The organism is Actinomadura spongiicola (assembly GCF_003432485.1).
Taxonomy (GTDB): domain Bacteria; phylum Actinomycetota; class Actinomycetes; order Streptosporangiales; family Streptosporangiaceae; genus Spirillospora; species Spirillospora spongiicola.
Genome location: NZ_QVNQ01000001.1, coordinates 844,094 through 864,674 on the forward strand (window position 1 = coordinate 844,094; position 20,581 = coordinate 864,674).

Annotated in this window: 21 protein-coding genes; 15 read left to right on the forward strand and 6 right to left on the reverse strand. The window is 71.2% G+C overall.

Going from position 1 to position 20,581, the window contains the following annotated elements; genetic code table 11:
* Positions 1-631 precede the first annotated feature (631 nt).
* A complete protein-coding gene (locus D0T12_RS36360) occupies positions 632-889 on the forward strand; it encodes a MerR family transcriptional regulator (protein ID WP_233525846.1) in 258 nt (85 codons plus the stop codon).
* A 263-nt stretch (positions 890-1,152) separates the two neighbouring features.
* On the opposite strand, the gene D0T12_RS03985 is transcribed toward D0T12_RS36360, so the two are convergent.
* Positions 1,153-1,980: a PH domain-containing protein gene (locus D0T12_RS03985; RefSeq protein ID WP_199487266.1), complete on the reverse strand. Its 828-nt coding sequence runs from the start codon at positions 1,978-1,980 to the stop codon at positions 1,153-1,155.
* Positions 1,981-2,417: 437 nt separating this feature from the next.
* Here D0T12_RS03985 and D0T12_RS03990 point away from each other — a divergent pair, with 437 nt between their 5' ends.
* From D0T12_RS03990 to D0T12_RS04050, 13 genes are all read left to right on the forward strand, one after another.
* Complete coding sequence (locus D0T12_RS03990; RefSeq protein WP_117397844.1) at positions 2,418-3,449, forward strand: ABC transporter substrate-binding protein; 1,032 nt, start codon at positions 2,418-2,420, stop codon at positions 3,447-3,449.
* The gene (locus tag D0T12_RS03995; RefSeq protein ID WP_117397845.1) at positions 3,446-4,318 is read left to right on the forward strand and encodes an ABC transporter permease; all 873 of its coding nucleotides are present in this window, start codon (positions 3,446-3,448) and stop codon (positions 4,316-4,318) included. The genes D0T12_RS03990 and D0T12_RS03995 overlap by 4 nt, the downstream gene beginning before the upstream one ends.
* Positions 4,315-5,100, forward strand: coding sequence for an ABC transporter ATP-binding protein (locus tag D0T12_RS04000; RefSeq protein WP_117397846.1), 786 nt, complete (start codon positions 4,315-4,317; stop codon positions 5,098-5,100). Before D0T12_RS03995 ends, D0T12_RS04000 begins: the two co-directional genes overlap by 4 nt.
* The gene (locus D0T12_RS04005) at positions 5,097-6,119 is read left to right on the forward strand and encodes an ABC transporter substrate-binding protein (RefSeq protein WP_117397847.1); all 1,023 of its coding nucleotides are present in this window, start codon (positions 5,097-5,099) and stop codon (positions 6,117-6,119) included. Before D0T12_RS04000 ends, D0T12_RS04005 begins: the two co-directional genes overlap by 4 nt.
* Positions 6,116-7,081: an LLM class flavin-dependent oxidoreductase gene (locus D0T12_RS04010; protein ID WP_117397848.1), complete on the forward strand. Its 966-nt coding sequence runs from the start codon at positions 6,116-6,118 to the stop codon at positions 7,079-7,081. Before D0T12_RS04005 ends, D0T12_RS04010 begins: the two co-directional genes overlap by 4 nt.
* Positions 7,071-8,255 (forward strand): LLM class flavin-dependent oxidoreductase, encoded by a 1,185-nt coding sequence (locus D0T12_RS04015; RefSeq protein ID WP_117397849.1) that lies wholly within the window; start codon positions 7,071-7,073, stop codon positions 8,253-8,255. The genes D0T12_RS04010 and D0T12_RS04015 overlap by 11 nt, the downstream gene beginning before the upstream one ends.
* Positions 8,252-9,157 carry an ABC transporter substrate-binding protein gene (locus tag D0T12_RS04020; RefSeq protein WP_117397850.1) on the forward strand — a complete coding sequence of 302 codons (906 nt, stop codon included), beginning with the start codon at positions 8,252-8,254 and terminating at the stop codon, positions 9,155-9,157. The genes D0T12_RS04015 and D0T12_RS04020 overlap by 4 nt, the downstream gene beginning before the upstream one ends.
* A gap of 38 nt (positions 9,158-9,195) precedes the next feature.
* A complete protein-coding gene (locus D0T12_RS04025; RefSeq protein WP_117397851.1) occupies positions 9,196-9,723 on the forward strand; it encodes an NADPH-dependent FMN reductase in 528 nt (175 codons plus the stop codon).
* Positions 9,724-9,826: 103 nt separating this feature from the next.
* Positions 9,827-10,663, forward strand: a complete 837-nt coding sequence (locus D0T12_RS04030; protein WP_117397852.1) for an ABC transporter permease — start codon at positions 9,827-9,829, stop codon at positions 10,661-10,663.
* Positions 10,636-11,415 (forward strand): ABC transporter ATP-binding protein, encoded by a 780-nt coding sequence (locus D0T12_RS04035; RefSeq protein WP_117397853.1) that lies wholly within the window; start codon positions 10,636-10,638, stop codon positions 11,413-11,415. Before D0T12_RS04030 ends, D0T12_RS04035 begins: the two co-directional genes overlap by 28 nt.
* The gene (locus D0T12_RS04040; RefSeq protein WP_117397854.1) at positions 11,412-12,401 is read left to right on the forward strand and encodes an ABC transporter substrate-binding protein; all 990 of its coding nucleotides are present in this window, start codon (positions 11,412-11,414) and stop codon (positions 12,399-12,401) included. The genes D0T12_RS04035 and D0T12_RS04040 overlap by 4 nt, the downstream gene beginning before the upstream one ends.
* 7 nt (positions 12,402-12,408) lie before the next feature.
* Positions 12,409-13,617, forward strand: coding sequence for an LLM class flavin-dependent oxidoreductase (locus D0T12_RS04045; RefSeq protein WP_117397855.1), 1,209 nt, complete (start codon positions 12,409-12,411; stop codon positions 13,615-13,617).
* Positions 13,618-13,626: 9 nt separating this feature from the next.
* Entirely contained in the window at positions 13,627-14,100 is a 474-nt protein-coding gene (locus tag D0T12_RS04050) for a flavin reductase family protein (protein ID WP_117397856.1), read from the forward strand.
* A 46-nt stretch (positions 14,101-14,146) separates the two neighbouring features.
* Here the strand turns inward: D0T12_RS04050 and D0T12_RS04055 are convergent, their stop codons facing one another.
* The 5 genes from D0T12_RS04055 to sfnG form a co-directional block, all read right to left on the reverse strand.
* Positions 14,147-15,304 carry an LLM class flavin-dependent oxidoreductase gene (locus D0T12_RS04055; protein WP_117397857.1) on the reverse strand — a complete coding sequence of 386 codons (1,158 nt, stop codon included), beginning with the start codon at positions 15,302-15,304 and terminating at the stop codon, positions 14,147-14,149.
* A gap of 23 nt (positions 15,305-15,327) precedes the next feature.
* Complete coding sequence (locus tag D0T12_RS04060) at positions 15,328-16,521, reverse strand: SfnB family sulfur acquisition oxidoreductase (RefSeq protein ID WP_117397858.1); 1,194 nt, start codon at positions 16,519-16,521, stop codon at positions 15,328-15,330.
* Positions 16,522-16,528: 7 nt separating this feature from the next.
* Entirely contained in the window at positions 16,529-17,035 is a 507-nt protein-coding gene (locus tag D0T12_RS04065; RefSeq protein WP_117398043.1) for a flavin reductase family protein, read from the reverse strand.
* Between the two features lie 69 nt (positions 17,036-17,104).
* Positions 17,105-18,325 carry an acyl-CoA dehydrogenase family protein gene (locus tag D0T12_RS04070; protein ID WP_117397859.1) on the reverse strand — a complete coding sequence of 407 codons (1,221 nt, stop codon included), beginning with the start codon at positions 18,323-18,325 and terminating at the stop codon, positions 17,105-17,107.
* Between the two features lie 110 nt (positions 18,326-18,435).
* Positions 18,436-19,557: a dimethylsulfone monooxygenase SfnG gene (sfnG, locus tag D0T12_RS04075; RefSeq protein ID WP_117397860.1), complete on the reverse strand. Its 1,122-nt coding sequence runs from the start codon at positions 19,555-19,557 to the stop codon at positions 18,436-18,438.
* Between the two features lie 84 nt (positions 19,558-19,641).
* On the opposite strand from sfnG, the gene D0T12_RS04080 reads away from it, so the two are divergent.
* Positions 19,642-20,556: a LysR family transcriptional regulator gene (locus D0T12_RS04080; RefSeq protein WP_117397861.1), complete on the forward strand. Its 915-nt coding sequence runs from the start codon at positions 19,642-19,644 to the stop codon at positions 20,554-20,556.
* Positions 20,557-20,581 lie beyond the last annotated feature (25 nt).

Sequence of the window (20,581 nt, forward strand, 5' to 3'; positions counted from 1 at the left end):
CCGGACAGATGGATGGCGCGACGTGGAAGTGCCGGAGTCGACGCAAGGCATGTGACCCCGGTGGCCGGTCGCGCGCCCGGTGGTCAAGGGGCCACCAGTAGTACGAAGGCAAGTGCAGGAAGAAGACAGGTAGAAGAACACGGAAGGAGGGTCTCGGCACCATCGGGATCGCCCGCGGTGGGCTCCAGTCACGCCACGCGGGTACCGCGGCCACACGGAACGAACGTGGCCGGCGGTCACGCATCCGCGATCCCTATGTCTCGGCCACACGGTCGGTGCGCACGACAACCGACCGGATGCCGGACATGCAGTGCTGTACCTTTCGGCCCCGGCGCCGCCTGTTGGCGCCGGGGCCACCGGCGTATTCGAACGAAAGACCAACACCACGAGCGGACCCTGAACAGGCTCCGCCCCGATGTGGGCACAGCGCAGTACGGAAGGTTTTGTGAACCCAACCCCACCGGCTCAGACCGGTAGCCACACCGAACACCAAGACCCCCGGACCACACCCTCCGGTTCGGAGCAGGAAACCCTCGCGGACGCCGGAGTCACGCCCGAGGACACCCGCCGCGACACCCCGGGCAGCCCGCTCGACGACAAGCTGGACGACGAGGACTACCCCGCCTACAGCATGGGCCGGGCCGCCGACATCCTCGGCGTCACCCCCGCCTTCCTGCGCAGCCTCGACGCCGCCGAACTGTTCGTCCCGCAACGCTCGGCCGGCGGCCACCGCCGCTACTCCCGCTACCAGCTTCACCTGGCCCAACGCGCCCGCGACCTGGTCAACCAGGGCACCGCGCTGGACGCCGCCTGCCGCATCATCATCCTGGAAGACCAACTCGCCGAAGCACAGCGCCTCAACGCCGAACTCCAGCGCCGCGTTGACTAACGGCTGTGTTGATTGCAGGCACGGCCCACTTCGCTCGCCTGGCGGCTCGCTGCGTGACCGTCCCTGGGCGAACGCGGCATCGCTTCGCGATCCGCCCGGCTGCGCTCGCCTTCGGCGTTGCTGCGCCGGGCGGGTCACGCGTTCGGGTGCGGGCTGAGGTCGCGTTGAAACGAGGCTTGTGCTTGCAGGTGCCGCTTGCTTGGTTCGCCTGGCGGATTGCTGCGTGATCGTGCCTGGGTTCGTGGGACGCCGGGAGGTGTGTGTCAGACGCGGACCTCGGTGAAGGAGTCGATCACGGGGGCGGGGTCGTCGGCGTAGAAGCGGATCGTGCGCACCGTGGCCTGTTCGCCCAGGGGGCGGACGGCGACTATCGGCTCGTTCAGTTCGACGATGATGTTCGTCTGCGAGGCCACGGCCACCGCCAGGCGCTCGTCCACCACCTTGATCTTGCCGTTCTCGTTGAAGTTGCGGGCGGGCCGCACCGAGGTGATCCGGGCACGCGGGATGCGCAGATCGAAGAAGGCGCCGTAGCGGATGCGGAGTTCCTCGTCAGACAGCACGTGCGGACGGGTCACGCAGGCCGCGACGATCGCCACAACGATCAGCAGCGAGTACACGTCCACCACCAGGATCAGGACGCGCAGCCCATCGGGTGCGCCGAGGCCCCGCAGGAGCAGTTCCGCGCCGACGGTCTCCGCCGCCATCGCGAACAGGAACGCCAACTGGAGGGACAGTTGCCCGCCCGAGTAGGGGACGGCGACCGCGCCCGGCGGCACCCCGTCTCGCCGCCGTGCCAGCAGTAGGCCCAGGCTGATCAGGCCCTTTGTGTCGAATGACAGGATCCTGCGCGCCCGCTCCGGCAGGAGGCCTTTGACGCTCAGGAACGCCGTCCGCCAGTCGGCGCCGTTCCGGCGTGCGGTGAGGATGAGACGGCCCGCCGCGATGACCTCCAAAAGCAGCACGGTCACGATTGCAATGCGAGCGGCGAGGGCTAGGGGGCGTGGCAACGACACACCCGACGCGGTCAGGACCAGCAGGATCAGGTTGGCGGGTACCGCGATGTACATCGCGGTCCGCGCGAACCTCACCACGGCCGGTCTCCGGCGTGCGCGACGATCATGTTCAGCGTGACCATGACCTCATTACAAACGTTGACGCTACGGCAAGGTCAACCGCGCCCGAAGATCATTTGTCTCGGGAACATCGCGGAATCCCTTTGCTGGTAAGGGATTGCGGGCTCTGGTGGCGGGGAGTCCGGGTGTCGTTCTGGCGGTTCGGTGGGGGTCTGACCTGCGCAATACGGGCTTGACACCGACATTTCCTACCATAATTATATGAATATGGCGCACGCACTGACCGTCCGCCGTGTGGTGGACCACATGCGGCTGGACAGCACTCTCTGTCGCTGATCCAGATCTGCCCTCTCTCTCCCCCTCCTTCCCCGAGTTCTCCTCCGCGAGAGCCTGCCGCCCCGTGCTCCGATGCGGGTGTGGCCTTCTCGCTCGTTTCGTGAAGGGCCAAGTCAGCCATGTCGAGTTCAGTTCCGTATGCCTCCCGGGCGAAGTTTCCGCTGGTCTGCGCCGTCCTCGCCCTGCTGGTGAGCCTGACCGCCGCCTGCGGCGGGTCGGCCACGGCCGGGGGCGGCGGCTCCGGGTCCGGCACGGTGATCAAGCTGAGCGATCCGGGCAACGCCGGGGTGCTCGCCTACGCCAAGCGCGAGAAGATCCTGGAGGAGCGGCTCAAGACCGTCGGCGCGCGGGTGCAGTGGGGCGGCTCGTACGCCTCGTTCACGGCGACGATCGACGCGGTGCGGTCCAGGTCGGTGAACGTCCTGGAGGGCGCGATCTCCCCGGCCGTGGGTTACCTGGCCAACGGTCGCGACCTGCGCATCTTCGCCGTCGCCGAGCGGGTCACCGACAAGGCCGCGCCGTACGAGGACGGCCTGGTCGTCAAGCCCGACAGCCCCATCAGGTCGGTGCGCGACCTGGTCGGCAAGCGCGTCGCGGTCAACAAGGCCGGACGCGGCGAGTACCTGCTGCTGCTCGCGCTCAAGCAGGCCGGAATCCCGGCGTCGCAGGTTCAGCGCGTCCATCTGAACCCCGCACAGGGCGCGTCGGCGTTCGCGACCGGCAAGGTCGACGCCTGGTGGGCGATCGTCAACGCCTATCCCGAGGTCGTCGCCAAGGGAGCGCGGGTCCTCGTGCACGGTCGCGACCTGCCCGAACAGGACCTCACCATCTTCGCCGCACGCACCGAGGTGCTGGAGGCGAACCCGCGGGCCGCACAGGTCTTCCTGGACGTGGTCCGCGAGCTGACCGAGCAGGAGAAGCGCGACCCGCGCAAGTTCCAGAACGTGTTCCTCGACAAGGGCCCGACCGCCCTGTCCGGTGCGCGGCTGGACGTCGAGCTCGCCAAGGCCCGCTACCAGAACGTGCCGCGTCCCGTCACCGACGCCGATGGTCGGCACGTCACCGCGGTCGCCGGGCTGTTCCAGGCGGAGGGCGTGCTGCCGAACGCGATCAAGCCCGAGGACGTCCTGTTCAAGCTGGGGTCCCAATGACCGCCGAGATCACGTCCGATGCCGCGGTCGTTGGGCGACGGCCGGCGGAGGAAACACCTGCCGGCGAGCTGCGCACGCCGCCGTGGCTGGGGCGGCGGCGACGGCGCCCGGCGGTCTCGCTGGCCCTCCGGCTGTCGGTGCCGGTGGCGCTGCTGCTCGCCTGGTGGTGGGGCGGGAGCAGCGGCCGTATCCCGCCGGACGTCCTGACCGGGCCGGGCGCGGTGCTGTCGGCGCTGAGCGAGCTGGCCTCCACCGGACAGCTCACCGACTATGTGCTCGCCTCGGCGCAGCGCGCGGCCCTGGGCGTCCTGGTCGGCTGCGGTGCGGGGCTGGTGCTCGGCGCGGCCGCCGGGCTGTCCACGCTCGGCGAGGAACTGATCGACCTGACCCTCCAGATGAAGCGGGCGGTGCCGTTCCTGGCACTGGTGCCGCTGTTCATCTCCTGGTTCGGCGTCGGCGAGACGTTCAAGGTCGCGCTCATCGCGGTCGCCGCGTCCGCGCCCATGTACGCCTACGTCTACCTGGGCGTGCGCAGCGTCGACCGCAAGGTGGTGGAGGCCGCACGCGGGTTCGGGCTGCGCGGCCCGCGGCTGGCGGTGGCGGTGGTGCTCCCCTCCGCGCTGCCCAGCGTGCTGATGGCGCTGCGGATCAGCCTGTCGGTGTCGCTGACCGGCCTGATCGCCGCCGAGCAGCTCGGCGCGACCGAGGGCATCGGCTACCTGGTGACGCTCGCGCAGCAGTACTACCGCAACGACTACATGGTGCTGTGCATCCTGATCTACGCGCTGCTCGGACTGCTCATCGACCTCGCGATCAGGGGCCTGGAACGGCTCGCGACGCCGTGGCGGGGGCAGGTGACGGTCCGATGACCCGCGACAGGGACGAGGTCGCGGTGCGGGTGCGGGGGCTGCACAAGGCGTTCGGCGGCAAGAGGGTCCTGGACGGGATCGACCTGGAGGTCAGGCGCGGCGAGTTCTTCGCGCTGCTCGGCCCGAGCGGCACCGGCAAGACCACGCTGCTGCGCCTGCTGGCCGGCCTGGAACGGCCCGACGCGGGGACGGTGCTGACCGCGCCGCGCGTCACCACGGTCTACCAGGAGCCCCGGCTGGTCGTCGCCCGGCGCGTGCTGGCCAACGTCACGCTTGGACTGCCGCGTTCGGCCCGGGAGAAGGGCGGCCGCGCGCTCGCCGAGGTCGGTCTCGGCGGGCGTGAGCGAGCCTGGCCCGCCACCTTGTCGGGTGGGGAGGCGCAGCGGGTGGCGCTGGCCCGCGCGCTGGTCCGTGATCCGCAGGTGCTGCTGCTGGACGAGCCGTTCGCCGCCCTCGACGCCCTGACCCGGTTGCAGGCCCAGGACTTGGTCGCCGAGCTGTGCGCCCGGCACCGTCCCGCGGTCGTGCTCGTCACCCACGACGTGGACGAGGCGGTGCGCCTGGCCGATCGCGTCGCCGTTCTCGACGACGGAGTCTTCGCGGTGGATCGTGCCATCGATCTTCCTCGTCCCCGGGACGCGACATCGGCCGTGACCGATCCGGCGGTGCTGGAACACCGCCGTGAGCTGCTGACCCGTCTGGGCGTCTCCACGCCTTCCGACAGAACGACCCCGCCGCCCGAAAAAGCCGACCTGGCGTCCGACCGAGGAGTGATCGCATGAGCAGCTCGCAGCACGTCGACAAGATCTGGTTCACCCGCTGCCCGGTGCCGACCGCCAGCGGGCTCGCCCACCGGCGTGGCGGGCTGGCCGAGGCGTTCGCGCCCTTCGGGCTGGAGGTGGGCGTTCTCCAGGACGCCGAGCCCGAGCTGGCCCGCCACCATTTCGACCACGACCTGCCGGGCCTGTTCCGTGAGGGCGGCAACGTTCCCGCGCTGGCCGCCCGCAGCGAGGGCGCGCCGACCCGGCTGATCGGGTTGACGTGGATCGAGGAGTGGCAGTCGGTCCTCGTCCGTCCCGACTCGGGCATCGAAGGACCGCAGGACCTGCGCGGCGCCCGTGTCGCGCTGCCCCGCTGGGCGCGGACCAAGGCGCAGAGCTTCCCGCGGGCGATGGCGCTGCACGGCATCAAGGGCGCCCTCACCCAGGGTGGTCTCAGCCTGGACGACGTCACGTTCGTCGAGGTCGACGCAGACCTGTCGCCCTCGGTGGGACGTGACACGCGCGGCGGAAGCATCAACTGGCCCGGCCTCGACGAACTCGCCAACGGGCAGGTGGACGCCGTCTACGTCAAGGGCGCACGCGCCGCCGAGCAGGCCGCCGCACTCGGGCTCGTCGTCGGCGTCGACCTGGACGCCCATCCCGACCCGTCCACCCGCGTCAACAACGGCACGCCACGGCCGATCACCGTGCACGAGCGGCTGCTGGAGGAGCGACCCGAGCTGGTGACGGCGTTCCTCACCGCCACGTTGCGCGCGGCCGACTGGGCAGCCGCCGACCTGGAGGGCGTGCGGAAGATCCTCGCCGGGGAGACCCGGTCGGGCGCGTCCGGTGTGCGTACCGCCTACCGCGACGGTTTCCACCGCACGCTGCGTCCCGACCTTTCACAGGAACGCCTCGACCTGCTCGCGCGGCAGAAGAACTTCCTGCTGCTCCACGGCTTCCTGGCCGCCGACGTGGACATCGAGTCGTGGGCGGCGCCCGAGCCGCTGCGCGAGGTCACCGAGAGGAAGGCAGCATGACATCCCCGGTCCGTTCTGAGGGCTCGTCCCTCCCCACGAAACCGCCCAGGTTCCTGCTCACGCTGCCGACGATCGGCCCGGACCTGTCCCCGGCGCCGCTGCCGGACTTCGTCACCGACACCCGCGAGGGCCGGTACGGGGCGTTCGACGCGATCGCCGAGGTGGGACGCGCCGCCGAGGTCACCGGATTCGACGGGATCGTCGCCCCCTTCACGTCCGACGCGGAGGAGTCGCTAGTTGTGGTCGCGGGGCTGCTGCGCGACAGCCGCTGGATCCACGGCGTGGCCGGGTTCCACCCCGCCCTCGGCACCCCGGTGTACGCGGCCAAGCTGTCGGCGTCGCTGCAACGGTTCACCGGCGACCGCTTCGGCTGGTGGCCGGTCGTCGACCTTCCGCCGGAGGTGGCGCGGGCGTACGGCGACTTCCTGGAGGGCCCGGACCGCTACGCCCGCGCCGACGAGTTCCTCACCATCGCCAAGGGCGTGTGGGACCACGAGGACTACACCTACGAGGGCAGGTTCTTCCAGGTTCTCGCGGGCGGCTTCCAAGGACCGCTGGCCGAACGGCGGTTCCCGACCGTCCACCTGTCCGGGATTTCGGCCGACGCGCTGGACCTGTCCGCGAAGCACGCCGACGTGCACGTCTTCGACGTGACCGACGACCTCGACGCGCTCACCGCCGACCTGGCCGAACGCGCCGCCGAGCGCGGCCGGACCGTCGCCTCCGGGCTGCGGCTGACCGTGGTGGCGCGCGAGGACGAAGACGAGGCGCGCGGCGTCCGTGACGTCCCCGACCATGCCCTCGTCGGGTCGTTCGAACAGGTCGCGGCGGAGTTGCAGGGCTATGCCGACCGGGGCGTGAACACGTTCGTCCTGGAGCCCGCGCCGCACATCGAGGAGATCTACCGACTGGGGGAGCTGCTGCTGCCCCTCTTCCTTCGGGAGCACGCCCATGTCGATTGACATCTACTGGCGCATCGGGACGCACGGCGACCAGTCGTCCCTGCGTCGCCGCCTGGTGAGCCGCGGCGACTGGTCGCCGGTCGAGCCGGGCAGCATCACCCCGGGGCTGCGCGGCGGCCGTCCGGACGGGTACACGCACCTGGACCACATGGCCGACGTCGCGCGCTCCACCGAGCTGTCGGGGTTCGTCGGCGGGCTGCTGCCCTCGTTCCCCTTCACCGACGACCCCTGGGCGGCGGCGGCGAGCCTGGCGCGCGAGACCACCACCTACCGGTTCATGATCGCGTTCCAGCCGGGTTTCCTGCACCCGGTGCAGGCGGCGCGGATGTCGGCGAGCCTGCAACGCGCCACCGGCGGACGCGTCGTCTACAACATCATCTCCGGTGGCGGCGGTCCCGCCCAGTTGTGGTGGGGCGACAAGGTCGGCCATGACGACCGGTACGCCCGGACGTCGGAGTTCCTCGACGTCCTCAAGGCCGTCTGGTACGGCGGCCCGGTCACCCACAAGGGGCGCTTCTACCAGGTCGAGGGCGCCGGGCTCCCCGAACGCCTCGCCGGGCAGCCGTTCCCCGAGGTCTTCTTCTCGGGTTCGTCCCAGGCCGCGATCCAGGCCGCCGGACGGCACGCCGACTACTACCTGTCGTGGCTGGAGCCGTTCCCCGCGCTGGCCGCGAAGTTCGACCAGGTCCGCGAGCACAGCGCCGCCATCGGCCGGTCGCCCAGGTTCGCGGTGCGCATCGACGTGCTGGCCCGCGAGACCGAGGACGAGGCGTGGGCGGAGATCCGCCGCGGTTGGCGGCATGTCGACCCCGAGCAGCTCCGGGGGCCCGAGTCCACCGGCGACTCGGTCGGCTGGCTGCGCAGCTCGCAGTTCATCGACTGGCCGGTGCGCACGCCCCGGGAGCTGGAGGCGAGCCCCAACGTGTGGGGCGGATTCCACCTGCTGCGCGGCGGTCCCGCGTTCGGGCTGGTCGGCAGCTACTCGCAGGTCGCCGCCCGGCTCGACGAACTGATCGCGCTCGGCGTGGACGCGTTCATCCTCGCCGGGGTGCCCCACCTGGAGGAGGCGCGCCGCGTCGGCGAGCACGTCCTTCCCCTCCTGCGCGGCCGCTGGCCGGACACCGCGCCCGACACGTCCCTCCCCACTCTTGAAGCGAAAGGACTCACTCGATGACCCGCGTCGGCTACTTCCCCCACAACAACTCGCTCTGGGTGCTGCGGCACCAGGGCATCCTGGAGCGCTCGCTGCCGGACGTGGAGTGGGTCGACCTGCGCTCGCTCCCGGCGGGCGACCGTCCCGAGCCCACGGAGGGGCTGCCGTCCCTGCACGGCGACCACCTGTTCGACGGCGGCTACGACTTCATCGGCACCGGCTCCACGCCGCCGATCACCGCGCAGGGCCGCGGGCACGACATCGTCTACGTGGCGATCTCCGGGCCGCGCGTGGAGAACGGGCGGCTGGTCGCCCTGCCCGACTCCGGCGTCACCTCCCCGGCCGACCTGGCCGGGAAGCGCGTCGCCCTCGGCCACGGCTCCTGGCAGACCACCCTTCTGCTGCTGGCGCTCGACCGGGCGGGCCTGACCTGGAGCGACATCGAACCGGTCGACGCCGGGAACGAGGGCGCGCAGCTGCTCCTGGACGGCAAGGTCGACGCCTGGACGGGCAGCTACCCGGCGCTCACCGCGGTGGAGAACGTGACGGAACCGGTGACGCTGATCGAGACCGACGGGCTGTTCAGCCACCGCTCGCTGTGGTTCACGCGGCGCGACTTCGCCGTCGAGCACCGTGACGTCCTGGCGTCCATCGTCGGCGCGCTCCAGGAGTCGGACGCGTGGATCCGCGCCAACCCGCGCGAGGCGGCCGCCCTGTTCGCCGCCGACGACGGCGGCGACCTCGACGCGTGGGAGCACGCGCTGCGCGGCCGCCCGTTCGGGCTGCTGCCGGTCAGCGAGGAGTTCGTCGCCGAGCAGCAGCGGGCCGCCGACCTGCTGCACGCCAACGGCCTGCTCGACCGGAAGATCACCGTCGCGGACGCCGTCCTGCCGGACCTGGCCGACCTGGTCACCCGCGCGTAGATGTCGCCCTACTCCGCCTGACCGAAAGGGACTGCCCGATGTCCACGCGAATCGTCACGTTGGTCGGCAATCCCCGGCCGAACTCGCGCACCCGCGCCGTCGCGATCCAGGCCGCCGACACGGTCGGCAGGCGCCTCGGCGCCGTCGACCACGAGACCCTCGACCTGTCGGCGCTGGCCGTGGAGTTGGGCTCGCCGTCGCCCTCCGCCGTGGTGGAGGTGGCGGTGGAGACGGTCCGTGGCGCCGATGTGCTCGTGGTCGCGACCCCGACCTACAAGGGCACCTACACCGGGCTGCTGAAGCTCTTCCTGGACCGTCTCCCCGGCGGGGCGCTGGCCGCGACCGTGGCCCTGCCGCTGATGGTGATGGGGGACGCCCGGCACGCGCTCGCCGTGGAGGTGCATCTGCGTCCGTTGCTGGTCGAGCTGGGCGCGTTCGTCCCCACGCCGGGGGTGGTGCTGCTGGACGACCGGATCGAGCAGGCGGGTGAGGTTCTCCGCGGCTGGGTCGATCGGATCGCCCCCCAGTTCGTGCCGCTGCTCACCGGCCGGACCGTCGTGGCCTGAAAGGCGTCCGGGCGGGGGCGCCCCCCTTGACCGGTGCCCGGCATCGGTCAAGGGGGACCCCCGGCCCGGGCACCCCACATTTCTCTGAAGGGACTTCTCGTCCATGTCCGCATCGCCCATCGATCTCGCGCGCCCGGCCGCCCGGGCGCGCCCCGGACTACCGAGGCTCTCCGCGCTGCCACGGCCGCGCCTCTCGCTGCGTTTAATCAGCCCGCTGGTGCTGCTGGCGCTGTGGCAGATCACGAGCAGCACGGGCGTGCTGCCCGAGCGGCTGCTGCCCTCTCCCGCGACGGTCGCCGGCACCGCGGTGACGTTGACCGCCGACGGGACGCTCATCGACGCCGTCACGGTCTCCCTGCAACGGGCGGTGATCGGCTTCCTGGCCGGGGCCGTCGCCGGGCTGGCGCTGGCGCTGGTCGCCGGCCTCAGCCGGACGGGTGAGGGCATCGTCGACCCGCCCATGCAGATGTTGCGGGCACTGCCCCTGTTCGGCCTGATCCCGCTGTTCATCCTCTGGTTCGGCATCGGGGAGATCCCCAAGGTCATCCTGGTCGCCTTCGGCGTGCTCTTCCCCATCTACCTCAACACCTACTCCGGCATCCGCGGTGTGGACGCCAGGCTGGCTGAGGTCGGGCAGGTCCTGCGACTCGGCCGGGCCGCGCTGATCCGGCACATCGTGCTGCCCGGCGCCCTGCCGCAGACGCTGGTCGGGTTGCGGCAGAGCCTCGGCGTCGCCTGGCTGGCCCTGATCGTGGCCGAGCAGGTCAACGCGAGCAAGGGCCTCGGCTTCATGATCAACGACGCTCGCGAGTTCCTGCGCATCGACATCGTCGTCCTGGGCCTGCTCGTCTACGCGATCCTCGGGCTCACCACCGACGCGCTGGTGCGGCTGCTCGAAAGGAGGGCGCTGTCATGGCGACGCGGACTGGTGGCGACGTGACCGGCACCGTCGCGGAGGCGACCGGGGCCGCCGGTTCCGAGGACGCCGCCTCGGTCGTCCGGACACGGGGCCTGACCAAGAAGTTCGGGGCTCGTACCGTCCTCGACGGCGTCGACCTGGACATCGAGCGCGGTGAGTTCGTCGCGCTGCTCGGCCGCAGCGGCTCGGGCAAGTCGACGCTGCTGCGCCTGCTCGCCGGGCTGGATCGCGACAGCACCGGTGACCTGCACGTCGACGGCACGGTGTCGGTGGCCTTCCAGGAACCGCGCCTCGTGCCGTGGAAACGGGTGCTGGACAACGTGACGCTCGGCCTGCGGGGCTCTGATCCGGTCGCCGCCGCCGAACGGGCGCTGGCGGAGGTCGAGTTGACCGAGCGCCGCGACCGGTGGCCGCTCACCCTCTCCGGCGGGGAGGCCCAGCGTGTCTCCCTCGCCCGCGCTCTCGTCCGCAACCCCGACCTGTTGCTGCTCGACGAACCGTTCAGCGCTCTCGACGCGTTGACCCGCATCAACGTGCACCGGCTCGTGCTCGATCTGTGGGCCCGGCACCGTCCCGGGGTGCTGCTGGTCACGCACGACGTGGACGAGGCGCTGCTGCTCGCCGACCGCGTCCTGGTCTTGGACGGCGGCCGGATCGCGCACCAGTCCACGGTCGGGCTGCCGCGACCCCGCGCCCGTGAGGACCGGGAACTCATCGAACTCCGCTCCGTCCTGCTCGCCCGGCTGGGCGTGACCCTCGAAGGAACGACATGACCAGACGCCATGGCGCCGCGATTCTGCTGACCGCGCTGCTCACGGTGGGGGTCAGCGCCTGCTCGTCCGGCGACGACGGGTCCGAGGGCGGGGAGGTCGTGCTGCGGGTCGGCGACCAGAAGGGCGCCAGCATCCAGCAGATGCTCACCGCGGCCGGACAGTTGGACGGCCTCACCTACAAGATCAAGTGGTCGCTGTTCACGTCCGGGCCCCCGATCCTCGAAGGCGTCAACGCCGGATCGGTCGACTTCGGGTCGGTCGGCAACACGCCGCCGGTGTTCGCGGCCGCCGCCAAGGCCCGGATCGTCATCGTGGGCGCCACCGAGTCCCGCGTGACGGGGCAGGGCATCGTGGTGCCCAAGGGTTCCACGCTGCGCGCCCCGGCCGAGCTCAAGGGCAAGAAGGTCGCCGTCGCCAAGGGCAGTTCTGCGCACTACCACCTGCTGTCGGTGCTCACCAAGAACGGACTGTCGTTCGACGACATCGAACCGCAGTACCTCCAGCCGTCCGACGCCCTCACCGCTCTCACCGGTGGCCGCGTCGACGCCTGGGCGACCTGGGAGCCGTACACCGCTCAGGCGGAACTGAACAACGGCGCCCGCGTCCTGGTCGACGGCACCGGTTACACCAACGGCTACGGATTCCAGGTCACGTCCAGGACGACCCTCAAGAACGAGCGCCGGGCCGCCGCGCTCAAGGACTTCCTGTCCCGTTACCAGCGGGCGGTGCAGTGGTCCAACGCCAACTCCGCGCGGTGGGCCGCCATCTGGGCGAAGCAGACCCGGCTGCCCGGCCCGGTCGCCGAACGCGCCGTCCAGCGCCGCCTGTCCGCCATCATCCCGATCGACGACGCGGTGATCGCCTCCGAGCAGCGGATCGCCGACTCCTTCTACGACGTCAAGGTGATCCCCGCCAAGGTGACGATCGCCGACTTCTTCGACCGGCGGTTCAACGGCCTCGCCGTGGTCGCCCAGCAGAGAAAGTGACGATGCGATGAGCCTGCGATTCCACTGGTTCCTGCCCACCACCGGCGACGGGCGTACCGTGGTCGGCGGCGGACACAGCGTCCCCAAGGGCGTCGGGGTGCCCGACGGGACGGCGGGAACGGCCGACCAGTTCCGCGCCCCCGACATCGACTACCTCGCCCAGGTCGCCCGCACCGCCGAGCACCTCGGCTTCGAGGCCGTCCTCACCCCCACCGGCACCTGGTGCGAGGACGCCTGGCTGGTCACCGCGGCGCTCATCCGCGAGACCAGCGGCCTGAAGTTCCTGGTCGCGTTCCGGCCCGGCCTGATCTCTCCCACGCTCGCCGCCCAGATGGCCGCCACCTACCAGCGGATCTCCGGTGGACGGCTCGCGCTCAACGTGGTCACCGGCGGTGAGGCCGCCGAGCAGCGCCGCTTCGGCGACCATCTCGGCCACGACGAGCGGTACGCGCGCACCGACGAGTTCCTCTCCGTCGTGCGGGGCGCCTGGGGAGCCGAACCGTTCGACTTCACCGGCGCGCACTACCAGGTGGAGGGCGCGACCGTCCGGACGCCTCCCGAACCCGTCCCGGAGATCTACTTCGGCGGCTCGTCCGACGCGGCGGCACCCGTCGCGGCCCGCCACAGCGACGTCTACCTCACCTGGGGTGAGCCTCCCGGTCAGGTCGCCGCCAAGCTCGACCGCATCCGCGAACTTGCCCGCGCGCAGGGACGCACCGTCCGCTTCGGCATCCGGCTGCACGTCGTCACCCGCGACACGTCCGAGCAGGCATGGAGCGAGGCCGGACGGCTGCTGGACAGCGTCGACCCCGACTCCGTCGCCCAGGCGCAGCGGGCCATGGCCGCGAGCGAATCCGTCGGCCAGCGGCGGATGCGCTCCCTGCACGAGCGGTACCGCGCCGGCGGCGGAACGGATCCTCGCGAGCTGGAGATCCACCCCAACCTGTGGGCGGGCGTCGGTCTGGTCCGTGGCGGCGCGGGCACCGCGCTGGTCGGCAGCCACAGCGAGGTCGCCGACCTGATCGAGGAGTACGCCGCTCTGGGCGTCGAGGAGTTCATCCTCTCCGGCTACCCGCACATCGAAGAGGCGTACTGGTTCGGCGAGGGCGTCCTGCCCGAGCTGCGCCGGCGGGAGGCCACCGCCGCCGCGCGCCGGCGCCCGAACTGGGCGTCGCGGGCCGCGCACCACCGCTTCCAGGTGGTCACACATGAGTGAGGTGTCGACATGACCATGGCGGAACTCGACCTGCGCCGCGTCTACGGCGCCTACCCCACCGGGGTGGCGGCGGTGGCGGGCCTCATCGGCGGACGACCGGTCGGCCTGGCCGCCAGCTCGTTCGTCCCGGTGTCGCTGGATCCGCCGCTGGTGTCGGTCTGCATGGCGCACACCTCCACGACCTGGCCGCTGCTGCGCGACCTCCCGCACATCGGGATCAGCGTGCTCGGCGCCCACCAGGAGGAGACGGGACGGCGGCTCGGCGCCCGCGGCGGCGACCGTTTCGCCGGCGTCCCGTGGCGTTCCACGGCGAACGGCTGCGTCCTCATCGAGGACGCAGCCGCCTGGTACGACTGCACCGTCGAGCAGCAGTTCCGCTCCGGCGACCACGACATCGTGGTGCTGCGCGTCCACGACCTGGACGCCGCCTACGGAACCCCTCCACTCGTCTTCCACGCCAGCCGCTTCCACCAACTGCGCTGACCAGTAGGACGTCCCTCTCCCGCGGGGGAGGGACGTCCTACGCGGTTCAGGAGGCGGCGAACGGGACGGAGGCCGGAGCGGCGCCGGTGGAGGCTCCGGCGGGATGCGTCCAGAGCCCCCGGTCGCGCAGGATCGGCAGGACGCCCTCGCCGAACCAGTACGCCTCTTCCAGGTGCGGGTAGCCGGACAGGACGAACTCGTCCAGTCCGAGTTCGGCGTATTCGGTGATGCGGTCGGCGATCTCCTCGTGGCTGCCGACCAGGGCCGTGCCGGCGCCGCCGCGGACCAGGCCCACGCCCGCCCACAGGTTGGGCGCGACCTCCAGCTCGCGCAGGCCCTTGGCGGAGCCGCCGTGCAGGTCGAGCATCCGGCGCTGGCCCTCGGACTCGCTGCGGCGCAGGTTGGCCTGGACCTGCTCGATCGCCTCGTCCGAGATCCCGGACAGCAGCCGTCCGGCCTGCGCCCACGCCTCGTCGGCGGTGTCGCGGGAGATGACGTGCAGGCGGATGCCGAACCGGATCCGGCGTTCTTGCTCGGCGGCGAGCCCCCGGATCCAGGCGATCTTCCCGGCGACGGCGGTGGGCGGTTCGCCCCAGGTGAGGTAGACGTCGGCGTGCCGCGCCGCGACCCGCCCGGCCTCGGGGGAGGAGCCGCCGAAGTAGATCGGCGGGACGGGATCGGGAACGCGTCCGAGCCGGGCGCCCTCGACCTGCACGTGCGTCCCGTCGAAGTCGACGGAGTCGCCCTTCCACAGTGAGCGGACGACGTGCAGGAACTCGTCCGTGCGCGCGTACCGTGCGGGCTTGTCGAGGAAGTCGCCGTAGGCGCGCTGCTCGTGCGCCTCGCCGCCGGTCACCACGTTCAGCAGCAGCCGTCCGCCCGAGTGCCATTGGTAGGTGGCGGCCATCTGCGCGGCCAGCGTCGGGCTGAGCAGCCCGGGACGGAACGCCACCAGGAACTTCAGCCGCTCCGACGTCGTCACCAGCGGCGCGGTGGTGAGCCAGGCGTCCTCGCACCACGCCCCGGTGGGGGTCAGCGCGCCCACGAAGCCGACCTCCTCGGCCGCGCGTGCCACCTGGCCGAGATAGCCGAGGGTCGCCGGCCGGTCGCCGCTCGCGGCGCCCGCCGCCAGGCCGTGCCCGCCGCCGACGATGTAACGGCTGTCGCCGTAGGTGGGCAGGAACCAGTGGAAGGTCAAGGTCACGGGAGTCTCCCTCTTCGCTGTTCTCAGATGACGCCGTGGCGGGGCGGCGGCGTGCCGTTGAGGACGTACCGGCCGATGTGCTGGACCTTCCACCGGACGGGGTCGTGCAGGGTGTGCGTGCGGGCGTTGCGCCAGTGCCGGTGGAGGTTGAGGTCGTCCGCGGCGGAGCGGGTGCCGGAGACCTCGAAAAGCGCGTTGGTGACCTCGACCGCGGCACGGTCCGCGAGGGTCTTGGCGGTGGCGACCGCGAGGGAGGCCCGCACCGCGTTCTCCTCGGTGAGGTCGTGCCCGGCGTGCTCGACCGCGCGTCCGGCCTCGGCGAGCACGGCGCGGGCGGCGCGTTCGGTGATCGCCAGCTCTCCGAACCGCTGGACGAGCAACGGATCGCCGCCGGGCGTGTCGGCGCCGCTCTCGAACCAGGGACGGCTCCTGGCGTTGACGAACTCCACCGCCTCCCGCAACGCGCCCGACGCGATGCCCACGTCGATCGCCGCGTGCAGCAACTGCGCCGTGGACCCGTGCACCTGCGGGCCGGTGAAGGTCAGATGGTGCGGCACCACGTTCTCGGCGGGGACGCGCACGTCCCGCAGGTGGACGGTGCCACTCGCGGTCGTGCGCTGGCCCATTCCGTTCCAGTCGTCCACGACCTCCAGGCCGTCGGCGTCCCGTGGGACATAGGCCACGTGCAGGCGGTCCTCGCCGTCCGTCTCAAGCTGCGCCAGGACGGGAACCCAGTGCGCGAAGAGCGCCCCGGTGCTGTAGTACTTGGTGCCGCGCAGCACGTACCCGTCCGACCCGTCCGGGAGGAGACGCGTCGTGTACTCCTGGACGTGCTTGGTTCCCCGCTCGGACTGCGCGTTCCCGAACCGTTTGCCCGCCAGCGCCTCGCCGAAGAAGAACTTCTGCTGTTCCGGCGTCCCCTGCTGGGCCAGGACGCGGAGATACACGACATGGCTCTGCGGGATCTGCGCGATGTTGGGATCGCCCGCGGCCAGCAAGCGGAACACCTCGGCCAGCGTGTCGGCCCGCACGTCCGCGCCGCCGTACCCGGCCGGAACGGTGATGCCCAGCAGCCCGCTCGCCGACAGCCGTTCCAGTTCGGCCTCCGGGAGGACGCGGTTCGCGTCGCGCTCGGCCGCGCGCTCGGCGAACTCCGCCCCCAGCGCGGCGGCCGTCTCCAGCGCCTCCTCGTCACTGCCGATCACTACGGCGTCCATGGTCGTCCTATCCGGTCGGTCGGTGGGCGGGGTGGGCGGCGTCGGCCAGGTCGCGGAACGTGCCGCCGTGGAAGACCAGCGGCGGGACGCCGGTGCACGCGTCGAGGTCGTGGACGCGGAGGACGACGATGTCGTGGTCGCCGGAACGGAACTGATGCTCGATCGAGCAGACGTACCAGGCGGCCGCGCCCTCGATGAGCACGCATCCGTCCGGGGTGGAGCGCCAGTCGACACCGGCGAACCGGTCCCCCTCGCGGGAACCGAGCCGCCGCCCCACCCGCCCCTGGTGGGCGGCCAGCACGCTGATCCCGATCCGGGGCAGCCCGCGCAGCAGCGGCCAGGTCGTCGAGGTGTGCGCGACGCACACCGACACCAGCGGCGGATCCAAGGACACCGGGACGAACGAGCTGGCGGCGATGCCGGCCGGCCGTCCGCCGACCAGTCCCGCGACCACCGTCACCCCGGTGGGGTACGCACCGTAGACCCGGCGCAGTTCGACACCGACTGCGGTCATGTCGATCACTCCTTCGACGGGAGGGTGGCCCGGCCACCGGGCGAGCGGTGGCCGGACCGCCGGGGGAGGTCAGCGGTAGAGCGAGAACTCGGGCGCGCGCCGGTTCAGCGTCCAGTCGCCGACCTCGCGTGCCTTGTAGGCGACGGGGTCGTGGACGGTGTGGGTGCGGAGGTTGCGCCAGTGCCGGTCGAAGCCGTAGGCGGTGGTGGTGGCGCGGGCTCCCTGGATCTCGAACAGCCGGGAGGCCGCCGCCAGCGCGACCTTGGTGGACAGGTACTTCGCCTCGTAGACGGCGACGGCCGCCTCGGCGCGCTGCTCCTCGGTGAGGTCGGGTCCGGTGTCCAGGCCCTTCTGCAGGGCGTCGCCCGCACGGTCGGCGAGCAGGGCCGCGGCGCGCAGTTCGCTGCGGATCTCGCCGACGGCCTGGAGGACGTAGGGGTCGTCGGTGGCACGGTCCACGCCGGACGTCTCCCACGGGGCCCCGTGCAGGCGGGTCCAGTCGAGCGCCTCGTCGAGGGCGCCCTCGGCCGTCCCGACGTAGAAGTTCACGAACGCCAGTTGCCAGTGCGGCGTGACGAGGGTCTGGTACGGGGTGATGGTCCGTCCCGTAAGGGGCCCCGAGCCGAGGACCTCAGACCGCTCCACCCGCGCGTCGTCGAACACGACGCCGCCGGAGTCGGTGAGCCGCTGCCCGATGTTGTCCCAGTCGCCGAGGGTGCGGAACCCCTCACGTCCGGCGGGCAGGGCGAGGAAGACCAGCTCTCCCTCATAAGAGGCGGTGACCGACAGATGGTCGCCGAGGCTCGCGCCGGAGGCGAACGAGCGGCGCCCGTTCAGCCGGAACCCGTCACCGTCCTCGGTCAGGATGAGGTCGGAGCCGCCGCGCGGGTTCTGCACACCGCCCCAGAACAGCTTCCGCTCGGCGTTCCGGCGGGACAGCTCCTCGGCCTGCTCGGGCGTGCCGAACAGGGGCGCGATCCGGGTCTGCGCGAAGTGGTAGCCGATGAGATGGGCGATGGAGGTGTCGCCGCGTGCGATGCGGCGGGTGATCTGGGCGGCCTGCGCGTAGTTCAGGCCGTCCCCGCCGTACTCGACGGGTTCCTGCACCTGAAGAAGGTCGTGGCGGCGCAGCAGCTCGACCTCCGCTCGCGGGGTCTTGTTGGCACGATCCCGCTGGGCGGCGGTGGCGCGCAGTTCCGCGGCGACCGTGTCGGCGCGCCGCAGCGCGTCGGCGAACCGCTCGTCACTGTCGGGACGCCGGGTCTCGTTCTCCTGAGTCTGGACTGACATGCCGATGCTCTCCTCTGAAACGGTGGTGGACGGGCGGGGCGCGGGCTACACAGCGCGCTGCATGACCTGAGCAGGTCGATGTATCGGCGGCGGACGAGGAGCATGCGGGCTCAGGAACCCGTCCGCACCGGGGCGCCGCGATCCTCGGCCTCCAACTCCCGGACGAGGGGCAGCACCCGTTTCCCGAAGTACTCGACCTCCTCCAGGTAGTGCAGGAAGCCGAGCAGGAACAGGTCCACGCCGAGCCGCTTGTAGGCGACGATCCGTTCGGCGATCTGCTCGGGCGTCCCGATCAACCCGGTGCGGAAGCCGTCGTTGTACTGGACGAGGTCGGCGAACTCCGAGTCCTGCCACATGCCCTTGCCGTCGGGGGCGGCCTGCCCGGCCTGCCTGACCGCGGACCCGAAGCCCTCGACGGCCTCCCGGTCGGCCTTGCCGACGATCTCGCGCAGCACCTCGCGCGCCTCGGCCTCGGAGTCACGGGCGATCAGGAAGGCGTTGAGCCCGAATTGAACACTCCGCCCGTACAAGGCGGCCTCGGTGCGAACATCACGGATCTGCTCGACGACACCATCGAAGTCCCTGCCGTTGCTGAAGTACCAATCGGATACACGTCCCGCCATCCGCCGCGCGGCGGTGGAGTTGCCGCCCTGGAAGATCTCCGGGTGCGGACGTCCCGGCACATCGACCGGCTTGGGCCGCAGGTCGAAGTCGTGCAACCGGTAGAAGTCGCCGCCGAACTCCGCGTGCTCGGACGTCCAGATCTCCCGCAGCACGCGGATGAACTCCTCGCTGCGCCGGTACCGCTCGTCGTGCTCCAGCCACGGCTCGCCGAGCTTGGTGAACTCGTCCTTGAACCACCCGCTGACGACGTTGACCGCGGCACGTCCGCCCGAAAGCTGGTCAGCGGTCGCGACGAACTTCGCCAGCACACCGGGATGCCACAGGCCCGGATGGATCGCGGCGATCACCTTCAGCCGCTGCGTGGCCAGCAGCAGCGCCAGGCTGAATCCGGTGGATTCATGCTGGTAGGCGGCCCCGTAGGAGGCGATGTAACGCACCTGGCTGAGCGCGTAGTCGAACCCGTTGTTCTCGGCGAGGACGGCCAGCTCACGGTTGTAGTCATAGCCCCAATCGGTGCGCTGCTCGATCTTGCTGACCACCAGCCCGCCGCTGACGTTGGGCACCCAGTAGGCGAACCTCACCGGGTTCTCGATATTTCCTACAGACATAGTTAGAATTGTTGAACGTCCGCCCGTCCCAGGTCAATGTGGTCTTCCTGACGGGGTGATAGGCCGAACCTCTCACGGGGAACCATGCGTATCGAGCAGTTGGAATGCGTCGCGGCCGTCACCCGCCTGGGGTCGATGCGCCGCGCCAGCGAGGCCCTGCACATGTCACAACCGGCGCTCAGTCAGACCATCGGCAACCTGGAGCGCGAGCTCGGCGTCACGCTGCTGGAACGGCACCGCTCGGGCGCCCGCCTCAGCTCCGGCGGACGCGAGCTCCTACCCGGCATCATCGAGGTCCTGGACGCCGTGCACCGCCTGCGCGCCGCGGCCGACGACACGCTCCGATCCAGACGCAGCGTCCGCGTCGGCACCGTACACGCCGCGACCGTCCCGCTCGTCCTGCCCGTGGTGAGCCGCTTCCGCGCGGCGCGGCCGGAGACCCAGGTCGAGCTGATCACCGCCCGCCAGGCCGACATCCAGGAGTCCCTCCGCGGCGGCGGCCTCGACCTCGGCCTGATCAACATCATCGACGGCGACGATCCACCCCCGGACCTGGCCACGGTCGAACTCCTCCGGGGCCGCGCCGCCGTCTGCTGCCGCACCGACAGCCCCCTCGCCCGCCTACCCGAGGTCCCCCTCGACCGCATCCTCGCCGAACCGTTCGTCGCGATGCGCGCCGGCTACCTCATGCACCGCTACGTCCACCGCCTCCTGAACGGCCGCGAACCGTCCATCGCCTACTCGGTGGACGGCGCCGAAATGGGCAAGGTCATGGTCGCCGAGGGCCTGGGCGTCACCCTCCTCCCCGACTACAGCATCTCCGGAGACCCCCTCGAACAACGCGGCATCATCACCCACCGCCCCCTGGCCACCAAGGGCCCAGACGTCCTCCTGGTCGCCCAACACTCCCGCACCCACAACCCACCCGCCCAGGTGACCCACCTCCTCCACCTCCTAAAAACCCAAGCCACCCACCTCCCCCACAACACGGGAAGCTGACCCACATCATCGGTCGAGCCCGACC